Source organism: Bacillus sp. FSL R9-9497 (assembly GCF_038005805.1).
Classification (GTDB): Bacteria; Bacillota; Bacilli; order Bacillales; family Bacillaceae_G; genus Bacillus_A; species Bacillus_A cereus.
Genome location: NZ_JBBOTY010000002.1, coordinates 516,289 through 531,638 on the forward strand (window position 1 = coordinate 516,289; position 15,350 = coordinate 531,638).

Here is a 15,350-nt window from a genome sequence, read left to right on the forward strand (position 1 = left end):
TACTATTTACCTGCTTTATCCCGCTATTTGCGGTCAGTAAGGTCTGCCGTGTTGTACGAAGGAGCCTATAGGAACGAATTTGATTTTCGATTTCATAAGGATATAAAAGATAAATCCATTTTTTCTTTGTCGTATCGTACGTATAGAAAATGCCACAGATTCTATATACATTCGGCCCAAAAATTTTAGGCTTTATTCTCTTTACATCAACATTTTTATACGCAATCTTGATAACTAAAAATAAATAAGAAATCTTTATCATGTGAAGGAGAAGAGCTCCTCCTTTAAACGGAGTGAAGGTAGGGGCAGTTCAATGTAAATATATATTGTCATTCTGTTTAAAATATCTAACTAGCCTAAGTGGTTATTATGGAGGTGCTCTATGAAATTAGCATTAGGTACTGTTCAGCTGGGTCTTCATTATGGAATAGGAAATATAATGGGTAAACCTGATAGGGAAGAGGCTTTAAATATCATCAAATATGCTATAAATAATGGTATAGATGTGTTAGATACAGCGTCTTCTTATGGAAATAGTGAAGTTATTATAGGTGAATATGTCTCAAGCAAAACAACAGAAAAAAATTTTCAGGTTGTAACTAAAATACCTATGATTGATTCTGAAAATATTGGTATTGAGCATTTAGATAGCTTAATTGATAAATATATTAAACAATCTATGATGAATTTGAAAACAAATATTATAGACTGTTGCCTGTTACATGATTCTAAAAATATGGTTTCACATAATGGATATATCATTCAAAAATTAAATACATTGAAATTAGGGGGAGTAATCAAAAAGATTGGTGTATCCGTTTATACACCTGATGAAGTTAAGCGGTTTTTGGAATTTGATTGTTTTGATATGATTCAAGTTCCTTTAAATATATTTGATCAACGTCTAATTTGTTCAGGCCTACTACAAAAGCTGAAAACAAAAGGAATAGAAATACATGCTAGAAGCCCATATCTTCAAGGGTTGCTATTAATGGATACGGAAAAAATTCCTAATTATTTACAAATCGCTAAAAAACCAATAAAAGAATTTGAGTTTTTAGCTCGGGAATTCAATTTAAGTAGAGCGCAATTGGCTTTATTATTTGTTCGAGAATTGAAAGAAGTTGATAAGATTATTATTGGATGTGAAACAGTAGATCAATTAAAAGAAAATATTCAAATCTGTAATTCACCTTTATTAGAAGAGAAAGTTCTTAATACTGCAAAGAAATTATTTAAGGATATACCTGAGATAATTATTAATCCGAACTTATGGAGGGTGAATAATGAATCAACATGAATTATTTAGTTTAAAAGGCCAGAATGCAATTGTTACTGGTGGATCTGGTTATCTTGGTTCTGCAATTTCTGAAGGGCTGGCTAAGTATGGTGCAAACGTTATGATAGTTAGTAGAAGCAAAGAAAAATGTATGAATTTAGCTGATCAGTTAAATCAAAAATATAATGTGAAATGTCAGGGATATGCTCTAGATGTTTCAGATAGTAAATCAATAAACCATACATTTGAGGAGATTTATAATTCAGATAATAAGATAGACATTCTTATTAATAATGCTTACTTTGGAGCAGGAAAGACTATTGAAGAAATGACAGAATCAGAGTGGGAAACAGGAATTGATGGTTCTATAAATAATGTGTTTCGGGTTACTAAAAAGGCATTACAATATATGCTACCGAAGAATAAAGGAAATATTATTAATATCTCTTCAATGTATGGTGTTGTTTCCCCAGACCCTTCTATTTATGGCGATTCAGGCTTTAATAATCCTCCGAATTATGGAGCAGGAAAAGCTGCTATCATACAGTTTACTCGGTATCTTGCGTGTCACTATGGTTTAAAAGGAATTAGAGCTAATTCTATCTCTCCAGGTCCATTTCCTAATACAGAAGTTCAGAAAAATAAAGAATTTATTCGAAATTTAAAGAAAAAAACAGCGCTAGGTCGTATTGGAAATCCCCAGGAATTACAAGGGTTGATTGTTTTTCTTGCATCTAATGCTTCAAGCTATGTAACGGGGCAAAATATTTGCATTGATGGTGGCTGGACATCGTGGTAAAACATCGCTAGAAAGTCAAGGATGTAACAAGAAACCTTTCCACTGAAAAAATCTTCTCATTTTATATAAGATGAGAAGATTTTTTAGTTATAGTGAGAATTTGACAATCTAGAAGTGAAAAGAGCCTTCGTTAATAATGTTATATTATATTGATAAATTTATCGTTACAAATACTTTGTTATTCTGTAAAATTCCCTAATTTTAAGGAAGTATTTGATATAGATAGAAGTCATTTCTCTTTATTGAGACTGACTTTTATTTTTGAGTTAGTGCAACTCATTGAAAACCTTTGTTAATATGATTTAGGTATTTTAAGAAGGTTATTTCCAAAATAGTACCAAAATTTTAATGGGAAATGAAAAAATACAATTTGTATCATGTTTATTTTTTGAAGCAATATCTCTTATTGGTACTATCCTCTTATATCATTCTTCTTGGTATTCTTTAGCTAAGTGAGAGGGGTATGATGAAATAGGAGGACCAATCTTAAAGAAGGATAAACTAGTTTTTGAAATCGGTATACAGTTCTTTAATAAATATAGTTTTTGCAATATGTCTTTATCTATTGGATGAAGCATGTAATCTGTCATTATGAAATAATTGTGATGATAGATAAATACTTTTCCTTCGGGTAGAATCGTGTAATGAGATAAATTCGGATAAATAGGTGGTCCATCTGAAAATTTATCTAAACTACTTTGTGAAACTTTAATAATTTCTTGATTTGAAAATTTTAATTTGCGAAATGCTATGGTGTTAATGAATGGACGTTTTTGATTATTTTCTATATAAAATAATTCTTCTTTTTCGTTTTGCACAACCCGTAGATTTGGGATTGATTCAGTAAGGGTTATGGGAGGACCTTCAGTATATTTGTAGATAAAGGGATCAGGGATTGAGACAATTTCATTTTGATTATATTTGAAGTAGGAAAGCATTTCTTTCGATATAAGCCTACGTTTATAATTATCAATTAAAAATACTTCACCTTGTGAATTGCTAAACAAAATACCATTTAAATCTTTGGAAGGGAGGTTAGCATATAAATTTTGGAAGGAAAATGGTGTTTTAAAAGTAATATCGAGCACTTTGTTAATGGGATAAAAAGGCTGGAATGTATTTAGGCGTTTCCAAAACATCGCATCTCCAACAAACCAATATAAAGGATTTGTATCCCAATATTCACAGTATTTTTCATAAACCTTTAATAATATTCTTCTAGTATGCATAACTGAACAGTGATCCACAACATTTGCAGCTGTATATAAAATTTTTGAAGCTTCTCTTACATATTCATGAATAGGTTGTAGATTATAATCAACATATTTTACGTATTGAGAAGAGTACACTATATCTATTTCAGGTTGTTTTTCTAAGAAAGATAACATTTCAGCTAATCTGTTTGGAACGTACATAGTATCGTCCGTTAAATAGCAAATATACTCCCCACGTGTTAATGGAAGTGCCTTATTGATGAGAGTTGCATATCTTGTGGTTTTATATCTCTCATTATCTTGTATAAAACTATTTTCATAATAAATTCGAGGGTCATCTAAATAATTTTTTATAATATTTATAGTTTCTGGACAAGAGTTATCATCCATAATAAAAAGTTCCCATTCTTTATAAGTTTGCATTAGGACACTTTCAATAACTTGATTAATTAATGATGGCTTATTATAGCTAGTAAGGATAATTGAAATTAGGGGTTGCAAAATCGTCACCTCTTCTGAGAATATTGAATGTTTTTTCTAGCGAAGTCTAATAGATAATAATAAACCTTTATTGATACATTCTTTTTTGTACTTGGATAGTTTATTACCTTTTCATAGAAATGGTATGGACTATAGTGGAGTAAAAAGAGATATATAGATAAATATAAACGCTGCTATAGACTTTAATATATATAAATTTTTTTTTAAATTATCGGAACGGATTGTCCTTTCTGTTTATATAATAACGTAACTGTTTTTATATTTGGTTATAAGGAGGAGAGGAATATTTGCCTAAAATTTCAGTTATAATGACAAGTTACAATAAGCCTACGTTTGTTGAAAAATCGATATTAAGTGTATTAAACCAAACTTTTCAAGATTTTGAGCTTTTTATCATGGATGATAATTCTAATGAAATGACCCAGAAGGTAATTCAACCATTTATAAATAAGGAAAATATACATTTTTATAAAAGTAATGTGGTCCATATTTCTGAACGGACAAAAAAAGTCAGATATGCGGCTCTAATTAATGAGGCTCTTAAGCATGCGAAGGGGGAGTATATTACTTATATTACTGATGATAATCAATATGAAAAAGAACGACTCAAAAAGATGTCTAGTTATCTTGATGAGAATAAAGATGTTCAAATTATTTATTCTGCATCAAAAACGATTCATCTAGATGAATCAGATTTGCCTATTAAAACTGTTGAAAGAGCTGCCAAAAAAATTACTAATAATGCTCCATGTACAATTGATCATTGTTCTATTATGCATAGAGCCTCTGTTTTACCGATTCTTGAAAAAAGGTGGAATTCATACTGGGATGAAGATCCTCAATTTTATCGTATAGGAGATGCACGTTTTTTTTGGAGATTAAATCATTATTGGGATTTTCATCCTTTAGATGAAATTTTAGATATCAATTATATTACTTCACATTCAATACATTCGCAGTTATTTGCAGAAGAAAAAAATGAATTTGTACAATTATTACCGCCACAAAGAACATGTAAAGAATTAAGAGAAGACTTAAGAAGAAAAAGAGGGTGAAATGTTGAGTGATATCTATTTGGGAATTACTAGGCGCAAAATCTAGAATATATAAATGTTTTTTCTGAGCTAAACCATTATAATATCCGTTTGCCATTACTGAGTAATTTTTATCAATATTTAGACGATGATGTAAAAAATAATATGAAGTAAATAATTTTTATAAACAACTGTCCATTGAGCCAATAGAAGAAACGCAGTTGTAGTTAGAGTTTGAAAAAAATGTCTTCATTTCAACCAAAGATAACTCCTTAAACAACCTCATATTTTCAGTTTTCAATGAGCAACCTGTACAAAAAATATAAAACAGCATCGTATGTTTTGCTATTCAAAAAGCTAATTTATCTCCCACCTATTTGTTGGTGCAATAGCACTACATACAAATTGAGAAAAGAGTTTTCTTGACTAAAAATTATTTCAATAAGAGGAGGTATGCATTTATATGTTTTTTAAAGATAAAAACATTTTAATTATTGGTGGAACAGGAACAATTGGAAAGAGCATTCTTTCTAATATTCTAGAAGAAAAGCCCAAAGTTGTAAGGATTTTTAGTAGAAGTGAATATAATCAATTTTTATTACAAGAAGAACTCAGGGGGAGAAATCAAAATATTCGCTATTTAATTGGGGATATTCGAAATTACGATCGATTATATAGTGCAATGGAAAATATTGATTATGTGTTCCATGTGGCAGCGATGAAGCATGTTTCGTTTTGTGAATATAATCCGTTTGAAGCAGTTTTGACCAATATTTTTGGAACACAAAATGTAATAAAAGCGGCAATTGCTCAGAAAGTAAAAAAGGTAGTTTTTACAAGTTCTGATAAAGCGATTTCACCAACAAATAATTACGGTGCAACAAAATTGACTGCTGAAAGATTGATTACGTCAGCGGAATATTCAAAAGGTTCAAGTGAAACGATATTTGCAAGTGTTCGCTTCGGAAATGTTATGGGGTCAAGAGGCTCTGTCATTCCTTTATTTGAAAATCAAATTAAAGAAAACCAAAAAATAACTGTAACGGATCTTAGTATGAGTAGATTTATGATGACACTGACCCAAGCAACTATGTTAACAATTGAAGCAATGAAAATAGCAAAGGGTGGTGAAACTTTTATATTAAAAATGCCAGTTATTTCATTAAACGATTTAAGTGAAGTGATGATAGAAGAAGTTACAAAGTTATATGGATTGCCCAAGGAGAATATTAAAATTGAAGAAATTGGGTTAAAACCTGGTGAAAAAATGTATGAAGAACTTATGACACATGATGAATCTTTACAGGCTTTTGAATTACCAGATATGTTTATCATTCCTAGCCCATTAAAAAAGGGTGCTCAATATGAAAATGCAAAAAGGGCGAAGGCAGGGTTTTACCGTTCTGATAATCAAAATGCTATTTCAAAAGAAGAGCTTAGAAATTTAATATTAAACCAGCAGCTATTAACAGGAGGGGAGAAACTATGAAAATATTAGTAACTGGTGGTGCAGGTTTTATTGGTAGGTGGGTTGTAAAGAGATTATTGCAGGATAAGCATGAAGTATGGATATTAGACAACTTAGCAAATTCAACTACTGCAAATATTACCGAGTTTGCACACGATCTAAATTTAAAACAATGCATTCAGGGAGATATTAAAGATAAAAAATTAGTTGCTCAATTATTTGAAAATAATTCATTTGACCTTTGTTATCATTTAGCAGCGAGTATTAATGTTCAAGATAGTATAGACGATGCTAGAACAACTTTTGAAAATGATACAGTAGGTACTTTTAATTTGTTAGAACAATGTCATAAGCATAATGTCAAAATGGTCTTTATGAGTACGTGTATGGTATACGATAAAGCTACTAATATACAAGGAATATCAGAATTAGACCCGATTAAACCAGCTTCTCCATATGCTGGGTCAAAAATTGCTGCTGAAAACATGGTTTTATCTTACTATTATGCTTACAAGCTGCCAGTTGTGGTTATTCGTCCATTTAATACGTATGGCCCATTCCAGAAAACTGGTGGTGAAGGTGGGGTTGTTGCTATTTTTATAAATAATAAATTAGATAATGTACCACTAAATATTTATGGAGATGGGAAACAAACGAGAGATCTTTTATATGTTGAAGATTGTGCGGATTTTGTTGTGGCAGCAGGATACTCTTCAAAAGCAAATGGTCATATTATTAACGCAGGAACAGGACAAGATATATCCATTAATAAATTAGCAGAATTGATTTCAGGAAATAAAGTAAGTATTCAACATGTAACTCATATCCATCCCCAAAGTGAAATTCAAAAATTATTATGTAACTATGAAAAAGCAAAAACAATATTGAGTTGGGAACCAAAAGTTTCTTTAGAAGATGGAGTTATTAAAACAGAAGAGTGGATTAAATCTTTAAAAAGTAACCCTAAGGAGAAAGAATAATGGTAAGGGAAATCCTCGGTATACATGGAGGAAAGCCTGTTAGAGAAACTTATTTACCATATGGTCAACAACAAATTGATGAACATGACATTCAGGCGGTTGTAGATGTATTAAAAGGGGATTTTTTAACAACAGGGCCAACGATTCAACAGTTTGAAGAGGCTATAGCGAAATATGTGGGAGCAAAATACGCTGTTTCTTTTTCAAATGGTACAGCTGCTCTGCATGCTGCTTGCTATGCAGCTGGCATAACTGAGGGAGATGAGGTAATTACAACTCCAATGACATTTGTAGCAAGTGCAAATTGTATTTTATACCAGGGAGGAAAGCCAGTATTCGCAGATATTGACAATGAAACATATAACATTAGTCCTAAATCTATTGAGGAAAAGATTACAAACAAAACAAAAGCCATCATTCCCGTACATTTTACTGGGCAGCCTGTAGAGTTAGAGGCAATAAAGAAAATCGCAAAAGAAAATAATTTGATTATCATCGAAGATGCAGCCCACGCATTAGGAGCCACATATAAAAATAAAAAGATTGGTTCTATTGGTGATATGACAATGTTTAGTTTCCATCCGGTGAAACATATTACTACCGGAGAGGGCGGAGTAATTACTACAAATAATCCACTGTTTTATGAAAAACTTGTTCAATTCCGTACGCATGGAATTGAAAGGAATCCTCAAAAACTTCTTGAAAATCATGGGCCTTGGTATTATGAAATGCAATTCTTAGGTTACAACTACAGATTAACGGATATACAAGCTGCTCTTGGCTTATCACAGTTAAATAAATTAGACTCTTTTATTAAGATTAGAAAGAAATATGTAGACATTTATAATAAAGAATTTAGTTGTCTATCTGAAATCATCATACCAAAGCAATTGCCCCAAACCGACTCAAGTTGGCATCTTTACATTATTCGTTTAAATACTAAATTATTAAAGGGCAATCGAAAAGAAATTTACGAGGCATTACAAAGAGAAAATATCGGTGTGAATGTGCACTATATACCCGTACATTTACAACCGTTTTATCAAAAATTAGGTTATGAAAAAGGTATTTGTCCACAAGCAGAAAATGTATATGAGGAAATTATTACACTGCCTCTATTTCCGAAAATGACAGAAGCTGATGTATGGGATGTAATAAAAGCGGTGAGAAAAGTTCTTTCGTTTTATAGAGTTGCTAAACATTAAATGAAAGGGGTGTTATTAAGATTGCAAAATCAAAAATTGTTAAGAGCTGTTACAAAAATCGATATTAAAAAAGGAGAGATTATTACAGCTAATAAAATAGCTATGGAACTAGATGTTGTTGAAAATGCACTGAACCAGCTTGAAGCAGAGGAATTGTTACCTCAGATAGCTTTATATAATTTGTCTGCAGGTACCCCATTATCAAAAGAGGTTATGGAACCTCCAAAAGTAGTAATAATTGTACTTTGCCGGTTAAAATCTACTAGGTTACCTTTAAAGGCATTATTACCAATATATGGAATTCCTTCCATTGAAAGATGTCTTATAAATACATTAGCTATTCCAGGAAAACATCAGGTCATACTTGCTACTTCAGATATAGCACAAGATGATCCTTTGGAAAAATTTGATTTAGACGGGAAGATTAAAATTTTCAGAGGTGATCCAGAAAATACTGCTGATCGCATATTCCAAGCTGCCAAACAAGAAAATGCAAATATTGTAATGCGGATTACAGGAGATTGCCCAGTTGTGTCACCAGAAATCAATACTTTTTTACTAGATGAACATTTGAAAAGCGGTGCAGATTATACACAGGCAGAGTTAAGTACGTTACCTGTTGGAACAGCAGGCGATATTTTTACATTAGAGGCAATCGAACGATTGCTACAAACCCAAAAAGCTTTAACCTATGCAGAATACCTTCCGTTGTATTTTATAAATAATCCCCATTTATTCCAAGTCAATATAGTAAAACTCCCTCCTCCATTTCGTTACCCTACTTGGAGGCTAACATTAGATGAACAACCAGATTTAGATATGTTCAATGAACTTTATAAAAGTCTGAATGTAAAATCTAAACCTTTATTTTTTCATCAAATAAAAGATTACATCCTAGGAAATCCTGAACTTATTCAAATCAATAGTCATGTGAAACTGAAATATATAAATCAACAATCATTAGTAAATGAGCTAAATAAAGAAACGAAATTATAAATTAATAAATTGTAGCGCTTTTAGTGAGGAGGGAGTAGCTTGCTTGAGAAAAAAATTGCCTTTCGCGCCGACGCATCTATTGAAATAGGTACCGGTCATATTATGCGTTGTTTAACACTGGCCCAGGTGTTACGGGATAAAGGCGCTCAAATTTATTTCATTTGTCGTAAACTGCAAGGTGATTTGCATCAATATATTTTAAATAAAGGATTTCATGTGTTTTTATTAGATGCAGATGGTGAAAATACGAATTTCTTAAGTACAGTACACGGGAGTTATTTAAATTGGCTAAAATATCATTGGTTTGTTGATGCACAACAGACCGATGATATTTTGTCGCAACTTCCCAACTTTGATTGGTTAATCGTGGATCATTATGGATTAGATATAAAGTGGGAGTCTGCTTTAAGAAAAACTGTAAGAAAGATTATGGTGATCGATGACCTTGCAAATCGAATGCATGACTGTGATTTATTACTAGATCAAAATTTATATGATAACCTTAATACTCGCTATAAAGATTTATTACCAGAGCAATCATTATTGAAATTAGGACCTAAATATGCCATATTACGACCAGAGTTTCATGCTGCTAAAAAATTTTTAAGAAAAAGAACAGGCGAGATTGAACGCATCTTTGTATTTTTTGGGGGGCATGATGCAACGAATGAAACATTAAAAACATTAAGAGCTATACAAAATATAAGTAGCGATACTTTAAAAGTAGATGTAGTAGTAGGAAGTCAAAATCCCCATAAAGAAGAGATTGAATCTTATTGCAGGAATATTTCTAATGCCTCATTCTATTGTCAAATAGAGAATATGGAAGAGTTTATCGTACGAGCGGATTTAGGGATAGGAGCTGGTGGCACAACCACTTGGGAACGCTGCTTTCTTGGATTACCTTCTATAACAATTACAACTGCTCCAAATCAAATTGAAGTAACCAAGGCTGTGTCGAAAGCTGGAGCTACATGGAATATTGGTACAGCTGAAAGTGTTTCGGATGAAACGATTACGAAATGTCTAAGCAAGCTTTTATCAAATTCTAATATAGTGAAAGAAATGTCTAATAAAGCTCTTTCTATACAGTGTGCCAGTAATTCAGATGAAATAGCAAAAATTATTTTAGGAGGATAGCATGTTAGATATAGGGGATTTTCAATTGAAAAGTCTAGAAAAGAAAGATTTAGAACTTATTTTACAGTGGAGGAATACAAAAGAAATACGTACGGTTATGTATGAAGATCATGAAATTACAATAGACGAACATTTAAAATGGTATAAAAAACTAGAAATAGATGATACAAAGATTGCAAGATTATTAATATATAAAGAAAAACCAATTGGATTTGTTAATTTTACAAAAATAGACGAAATGAATCGGACTTGTTATTGGGGATTTTATATAGGTGACAAACAAAGCGTAAGGCGTGCTGGAACTGTATTAGGTTTATTAGCATTAGATTTTATTTTTGCAACAAAAGGCATACAAAAAGTGTGTGCAGAAATATTAGAATTAAATCGGATTAGTTTAAACTTTCATCAGAAACTTGGGTTTGTAGAAAATGGAAGATATGTGAACCATATTTGCAAGGGTAATGAATATATCGATGTCATTAAAATGACACTGTTTTATGAGCAATGGATGGAAAGGAAAAAAGCTATAAAAAAAGAACTTGAAGGTGAAAAACATGAGTAATGTATATATCGGCGGTAGAGAGATTGGCAATAACTCGCCACCATTTATTATTGCAGAAATGTCAGGGAATCATAATCAATCATTAGGTAGAGCATTGCAAATTGTAGAAGCGGCTGCAGAGGCTGGAGCACAGGGATTTAAAATTCAAACATATACACCTGATACAATGACTTTAAATATAGAAAATGGTGATTTTTTAATTCAGGATACGAACAGCTTATGGAAAGGTAAATCACTTTATCATTTATATAAAGAAGCATATACACCATGGGAGTGGCATAAACCAATTTTTGATCGCTGTACAGAATTAGGAATGATACCATTTAGTACGCCATTTGATGAAACTGCTGTAGATTTTCTAGAGTCATTAAATGTTTCTTGTTATAAAATCGCATCTTTTGAAAATACTGATATTCCCCTCATACGTAAAGTAGCCGCAACAGGAAAACCAATAATCATTTCGACAGGTATGGCTTCAGTTGCTGAATTAGATGAAACAGTAAGGGCTGCGAGAGAAGAGGGATGTAAAGAATTAATTCTATTAAAATGTACAAGTACGTATCCTGCATCACCAAAATCTACAAACATAGCTACCATACCTCATATGAAGGAGTTATTTAAATGTGAAATAGGTTTATCTGATCATACACTTGGAGTAGGGGTATCTGTAGCAAGTGTTGCTTTGGGGGCCACAGTAATTGAGAAACATTTAACACTCTCGAGGTCTGACGGAGGTGTAGACGCTGAATTTTCAATGGAACCTGCTGAATTTAAATTATTAGTAAGTGAAACTGAAAAAGCATGGGAATCTTTAGGTAATGTATATTATGGACCAACTAATTTAGAAAAAGACTCTTTAAAGTTTAGAAGGTCATTATATGTTGTAGAAGACATAAAAGCGGGAGAAGTATTCACGAATGAAAATATTAAAGCTATCAGACCAGGTAATGGTTTATTGCCAAAACACTTATCCAAAATTCTCGGAAAGAAAGCGAGTAAGGATATCAAAAAAGGAACACCTATTTCATGGGATTTAATTTGATAGAGTATACTGAAATACTAATAAAATTTCATTTCAAGTATATAGTAGCAAACAAGTTAGCTTACGCTAACCGACATGTATCTCCTACCTATTTGTTAGTGCTAGCACACCTTCAGGAAAAGTAAGGAGGGAGTCTTCTGACGGGAAAAGATAAATTAAAATGCCTTTTCATAAAATTGAAAAGGCATTTTAATTTATTCAGAATGATTATAAAAGAAAAGAAATTTTTAATTTAATAAATCAATTAAGTTGTGATTGTAATATAGTCGTTATAAAATTGATCCTCTCATGAAAAGTATGTTGTGTAATAACTTTTGTGTGAATTTTTTCGATCATTAATCCTTTTGAAATCGTATCATTCAAATGAAGAGATATCTTATTTAAACAATCATTAAAGCTGTTATAGGATATAATTTCATCTTTATTGAAGAAAGATGAAAGATCAGATTTTTCTTCTATAATTTGAAAGCCTTGGCAAGCGGCGATATCAAATGTACGATTATTAATGGTATTACTTTTTACTCTATTTTTATTTTTATTCTGTGGAAACATATAACTACGATGAGGATTTAATATGAGACTAGCGTTATTATAATAGAACGCAACTTCTTGAGGTGGAATCCATTCTTCTATAATCTTAATTCTTCGGTGATTTTTCCATTTTTTAATTAACTTATTTCTCCAGTTTTGACCAATAATAGTATAGTGATAGGGAGTTTTTTCCAAAAGAAACTGTATCAATTTTACTCGGGTTGGATAAGGGTATCCAATGAACAATACTTCACTTTTATATTTTGAATTTTTTAGACCAGGTTTAAATACATCTATATTAGTTGCTAATGGTAAGTGATATACATTGGTATATCCTAAACTTGTGTAATATTTAAGTGCTTCACTATCGATAGTAAATATAAAATCAAAGTTATTTAATAGAAGAAGAGAAGTGTCTATATAAAATGGGTCCTCAGTTAACCAGACAGCTAATTTAATGTTCCTTTTTTTAAAATATTGAATGGCTATTTGCGGTAGATGATTACCTAATAAGGTGAAAACAATATCAGGATGAAACGTTGTTGTAATGAAATCTAATTGCTCTATTAATTCACTCGGCTGTACTGCTAACCATTCGAAATTTTGATTGATAAGTGTTCTCTGTATGCTTTGATCTAGATATTGATAGATTTTTGAGTAACCAGAAGTAATGTATAAGAGTTTCATATTTCAATCCCTGCTTTAGGTATAAAATATATTATGAGCTAAACGTAACACTTTCTATTTCTTTACAACTGATCTTAGTAATACTTATAGTAGGAGGAGTAAGTGAATTTTCCTCTTCTAATGTGACGATACAAGTATTAGGGTTAAAATTTGTAAAAATAGCAGGTCCAATAATATTTCCAGATTTACCAGTCACAGTAACGACTTCGCCTGGTTGTAAATTTTTAAAAATACTACATACTCCACCTGAACAACGAAATAAATTACATAAGAACAAATTTGTCCCTCCTTTAAACAATATACTGTATCATATGAAAGTATGTAGAAGGATGTGTAGACAAGTAACCCTTAGAAGGGGAAAAAATTAAATTAAAGAAAATTATTGAAGTGATAGATAAAATAGAATAATACATTTGTGATTATTCTGATTAGATTTTTTCATAAAAAAGACATTCATTAGAATGTCTTTTTTATAGATTGAACTGGAACCATTTAAATCATCTTAAGGTGTGGTTAAAGTAACGCTTTCTATATCTTCACAACTTATGAATATGGTATTGGTTGAAGAGGGGGTCAGCACATCTTCTTCTACCAATACCACCGCACAAAGATTTGGAAAGAACAGTGAAAAAGTAGCAGGTCCAATAATTTGACCTGATCTAGTAGTAACTGTAACAACTGTACCTGTTGGCCACGAAGAGAATAAAAAACAAGCTAAACCTGTACAATTTGCCATATTAAATCCTCCTAACTCTAATTTCAAATAATGTAGTAAATTACAAACATCTTATAGTGTATGTGGTAGCAGTATAAAGTGCTTGGATATTCGTTCATGATCAACAGGATCACTGTGAAATACTACTATACACACGTTTAAAAGATAAAAATGGTAAGGAGGTTTATGAAGGAGATATTGTATGATTTAGTAATCAGTTATTCAAAGTTCCAAATGATATGGATCGGAATTATGGGGTGGGAGATAACGAGTATATCGAGCTATGCTATATGGTATTTGATTAGGATGAGATAGAAGGCTTAAGTTTTTGGTAGCATTTATGGGAATCCAGAGTAACTAGAAAACTAAATAAAATTCTTATTTGCACGACACGTTTCCTTATAAGTGTGCAAATACGAAATAGGAGGGTTATTAATTTTATGGCAACAACTGTTTGACTGAAGGTAGGAATGGAAACCGCCAGGTTGAGCTTAAACTACTTATCTAATACTCCTACATGCAAGGCATGATAATAGTCACAAATTGTATGAAGCTAGGTGAAGTTAGCTGAACAAAACCTAAGTGAGAAATCATATGGTAATGGATAGGTCGGGATGCTACAAAATATCTATGGTGAGAATGTACGGCTCTAAAGGATTAATACATTAGAAATGTGTATGTCGTTAATGACGATGTTATCTACCGAAAAGTAAGAGTAAATGATATGAAATTCGGAACATCTAACGATGAGGATGTAAAGATAACAGGCTTACAGCAAGCACCTAAGGATATATGTATAGCTAAGTCAATCGGAACGTGGTAAGCAAGAAAATGTCACCAAAGCCTACTAGAAGACAGGTGCATATACGGTTCTAACGAACCGAAATTGATTTGTTCTTGTGAAGGTGGGGACACGTATCAACGAAGCATGTAACAAATGTGGAGGGATAGTCCCTAGTCTTATTCGTTGAAAACTAAATCAACTATATGTAACTCACAGGATCGAGTAAGATGATGGGACCTTTCGTAAGAAAAGGGAATGAATACATCGGTGAGTACAATATTGTTCGTAATCTAGTTGCTTTAGTATAAAAGGATAAGATGGGACGCTGTATGCAATGAAAGTCGCGCGTACAGTGTTAAGCCGGGGAAAAGATGGAGATAACTTCAAAGTTATATATCGCAACGATATCTAAA

The 15,350-nt window shown here is 31.8% G+C and carries 15 protein-coding genes and 1 pseudogene; 12 read left to right on the top strand and 4 right to left on the bottom strand.

Features of this window, described 5'->3' with window-relative positions; all coding sequences use genetic code 11:
* Nucleotides 1–382: 382 nt before the first annotated feature.
* On the top strand, nucleotides 383–1,300 hold the full coding sequence (locus tag MKY21_RS30025) for an aldo/keto reductase (protein ID WP_341078405.1): 918 nt from the start codon (nucleotides 383–385) through the stop codon (nucleotides 1,298–1,300).
* Nucleotides 1,287–2,078, top strand: coding sequence for an SDR family oxidoreductase (locus tag MKY21_RS30030; RefSeq protein WP_001071530.1), 792 nt, complete (start codon nucleotides 1,287–1,289; stop codon nucleotides 2,076–2,078). Before MKY21_RS30025 ends, MKY21_RS30030 begins: the two co-directional genes overlap by 14 nt.
* A 425-nt stretch (nucleotides 2,079–2,503) precedes the next feature.
* Here MKY21_RS30030 and MKY21_RS30035 read toward each other — a convergent pair whose 3' ends face one another.
* Entirely contained in the window at nucleotides 2,504–3,793 is a 1,290-nt protein-coding gene (locus MKY21_RS30035; RefSeq protein WP_001182747.1) for a glycosyltransferase family 2 protein, read from the bottom strand.
* A gap of 287 nt (nucleotides 3,794–4,080) precedes the next feature.
* Here MKY21_RS30035 and MKY21_RS30040 point away from each other — a divergent pair, with 287 nt between their 5' ends.
* The 9 genes and pseudogenes from MKY21_RS30040 (at nucleotide 4,081) to pseI (ending at nucleotide 12,220) form a co-directional block, all read left to right on the top strand.
* A complete protein-coding gene (locus MKY21_RS30040) occupies nucleotides 4,081–4,848 on the top strand; it encodes a glycosyltransferase family 2 protein (RefSeq protein WP_001124414.1) in 768 nt (255 codons plus the stop codon).
* Nucleotide 4,849: 1 nt separating this feature from the next.
* Nucleotides 4,850–5,051 (top strand): annotated as a pseudogene (locus tag MKY21_RS30045) (CDP-glycerol glycerophosphotransferase family protein); the annotation flags it as partial.
* 239 nt (nucleotides 5,052–5,290) lie between these two features.
* Nucleotides 5,291–6,316, top strand: a complete 1,026-nt coding sequence (locus tag MKY21_RS30050; protein WP_000465151.1) for an SDR family NAD(P)-dependent oxidoreductase — start codon at nucleotides 5,291–5,293, stop codon at nucleotides 6,314–6,316.
* Nucleotides 6,313–7,275, top strand: a complete 963-nt coding sequence (locus MKY21_RS30055) for a dTDP-glucose 4,6-dehydratase (RefSeq protein ID WP_000699379.1) — start codon at nucleotides 6,313–6,315, stop codon at nucleotides 7,273–7,275. Before MKY21_RS30050 ends, MKY21_RS30055 begins: the two co-directional genes overlap by 4 nt.
* Nucleotides 7,275–8,480 carry a UDP-4-amino-4,6-dideoxy-N-acetyl-beta-L-altrosamine transaminase gene (pseC, locus tag MKY21_RS30060; RefSeq protein ID WP_089149335.1) on the top strand — a complete coding sequence of 402 codons (1,206 nt, stop codon included), beginning with the start codon at nucleotides 7,275–7,277 and terminating at the stop codon, nucleotides 8,478–8,480. The genes MKY21_RS30055 and pseC overlap by 1 nt, the downstream gene beginning before the upstream one ends.
* Nucleotides 8,481–9,476, top strand: coding sequence for a cytidylyltransferase domain-containing protein (locus tag MKY21_RS30065; protein WP_341078415.1), 996 nt, complete (start codon nucleotides 8,481–8,483; stop codon nucleotides 9,474–9,476).
* A 39-nt stretch (nucleotides 9,477–9,515) separates the two neighbouring features.
* Nucleotides 9,516–10,616, top strand: a complete 1,101-nt coding sequence (pseG, locus tag MKY21_RS30070; protein WP_341078418.1) for a UDP-2,4-diacetamido-2,4,6-trideoxy-beta-L-altropyranose hydrolase — start codon at nucleotides 9,516–9,518, stop codon at nucleotides 10,614–10,616.
* Between the two features lies 1 nt (nucleotide 10,617).
* Complete coding sequence (gene pseH, locus MKY21_RS30075; RefSeq protein ID WP_098294855.1) at nucleotides 10,618–11,178, top strand: UDP-4-amino-4,6-dideoxy-N-acetyl-beta-L-altrosamine N-acetyltransferase; 561 nt, start codon at nucleotides 10,618–10,620, stop codon at nucleotides 11,176–11,178.
* Nucleotides 11,171–12,220 carry a pseudaminic acid synthase gene (pseI, locus tag MKY21_RS30080; RefSeq protein ID WP_000073378.1) on the top strand — a complete coding sequence of 350 codons (1,050 nt, stop codon included), beginning with the start codon at nucleotides 11,171–11,173 and terminating at the stop codon, nucleotides 12,218–12,220. Before pseH ends, pseI begins: the two co-directional genes overlap by 8 nt.
* Before the next feature lie 240 nt (nucleotides 12,221–12,460).
* Here the strand turns inward: pseI and MKY21_RS30085 are convergent, their stop codons facing one another.
* From MKY21_RS30085 to MKY21_RS30095, 3 genes are all read right to left on the bottom strand, one after another.
* Nucleotides 12,461–13,438: a CgeB family protein gene (locus tag MKY21_RS30085; protein WP_000772276.1), complete on the bottom strand. Its 978-nt coding sequence runs from the start codon at nucleotides 13,436–13,438 to the stop codon at nucleotides 12,461–12,463.
* A gap of 31 nt (nucleotides 13,439–13,469) precedes the next feature.
* A complete protein-coding gene (locus MKY21_RS30090; RefSeq protein WP_000477974.1) occupies nucleotides 13,470–13,715 on the bottom strand; it encodes a hypothetical protein in 246 nt (81 codons plus the stop codon).
* A 225-nt stretch (nucleotides 13,716–13,940) separates the two neighbouring features.
* A complete protein-coding gene (locus MKY21_RS30095; RefSeq protein ID WP_001262468.1) occupies nucleotides 13,941–14,174 on the bottom strand; it encodes a hypothetical protein in 234 nt (77 codons plus the stop codon).
* 119 nt (nucleotides 14,175–14,293) lie between these two features.
* On the opposite strand from MKY21_RS30095, the gene MKY21_RS31295 reads away from it, so the two are divergent.
* Nucleotides 14,294–14,359 carry a YopX family protein gene (locus MKY21_RS31295; RefSeq protein WP_098298235.1) on the top strand — a complete coding sequence of 22 codons (66 nt, stop codon included), beginning with the start codon at nucleotides 14,294–14,296 and terminating at the stop codon, nucleotides 14,357–14,359.
* Nucleotides 14,360–15,350: the final 991 nt, after the last annotated feature.

Bases quoted from the DNA above. Each gene is read 5' to 3' on its own strand.
- pseH (WP_098294855.1), top strand. From the start codon at position 10,618: ATGTTAGATATAGGGGATTTTCAATTGAAAAGTCTAGAAAAGAAAGAT.
- MKY21_RS30025 (WP_341078405.1), top strand. From the start codon at position 383: ATGAAATTAGCATTAGGTACTGTTCAGCTGGGTCTTCATTATGGAATA.
- pseI (WP_000073378.1), top strand. From the start codon at position 11,171: ATGAGTAATGTATATATCGGCGGTAGAGAGATTGGCAATAACTCGCCA.
- MKY21_RS30065 (WP_341078415.1), top strand. From the start codon at position 8,481: ATGAAAGGGGTGTTATTAAGATTGCAAAATCAAAAATTGTTAAGAGCT.
- MKY21_RS30095 (WP_001262468.1), bottom strand. From the start codon at position 14,174: ATGGCAAATTGTACAGGTTTAGCTTGTTTTTTATTCTCTTCGTGGCCA.
- MKY21_RS30030 (WP_001071530.1), top strand. From the start codon at position 1,287: ATGAATCAACATGAATTATTTAGTTTAAAAGGCCAGAATGCAATTGTT.
- MKY21_RS30050 (WP_000465151.1), top strand. From the start codon at position 5,291: ATGTTTTTTAAAGATAAAAACATTTTAATTATTGGTGGAACAGGAACA.
- MKY21_RS30085 (WP_000772276.1), bottom strand. From the start codon at position 13,438: ATGAAACTCTTATACATTACTTCTGGTTACTCAAAAATCTATCAATAT.
- MKY21_RS30055 (WP_000699379.1), top strand. From the start codon at position 6,313: ATGAAAATATTAGTAACTGGTGGTGCAGGTTTTATTGGTAGGTGGGTT.
- pseC (WP_089149335.1), top strand. From the start codon at position 7,275: ATGGTAAGGGAAATCCTCGGTATACATGGAGGAAAGCCTGTTAGAGAA.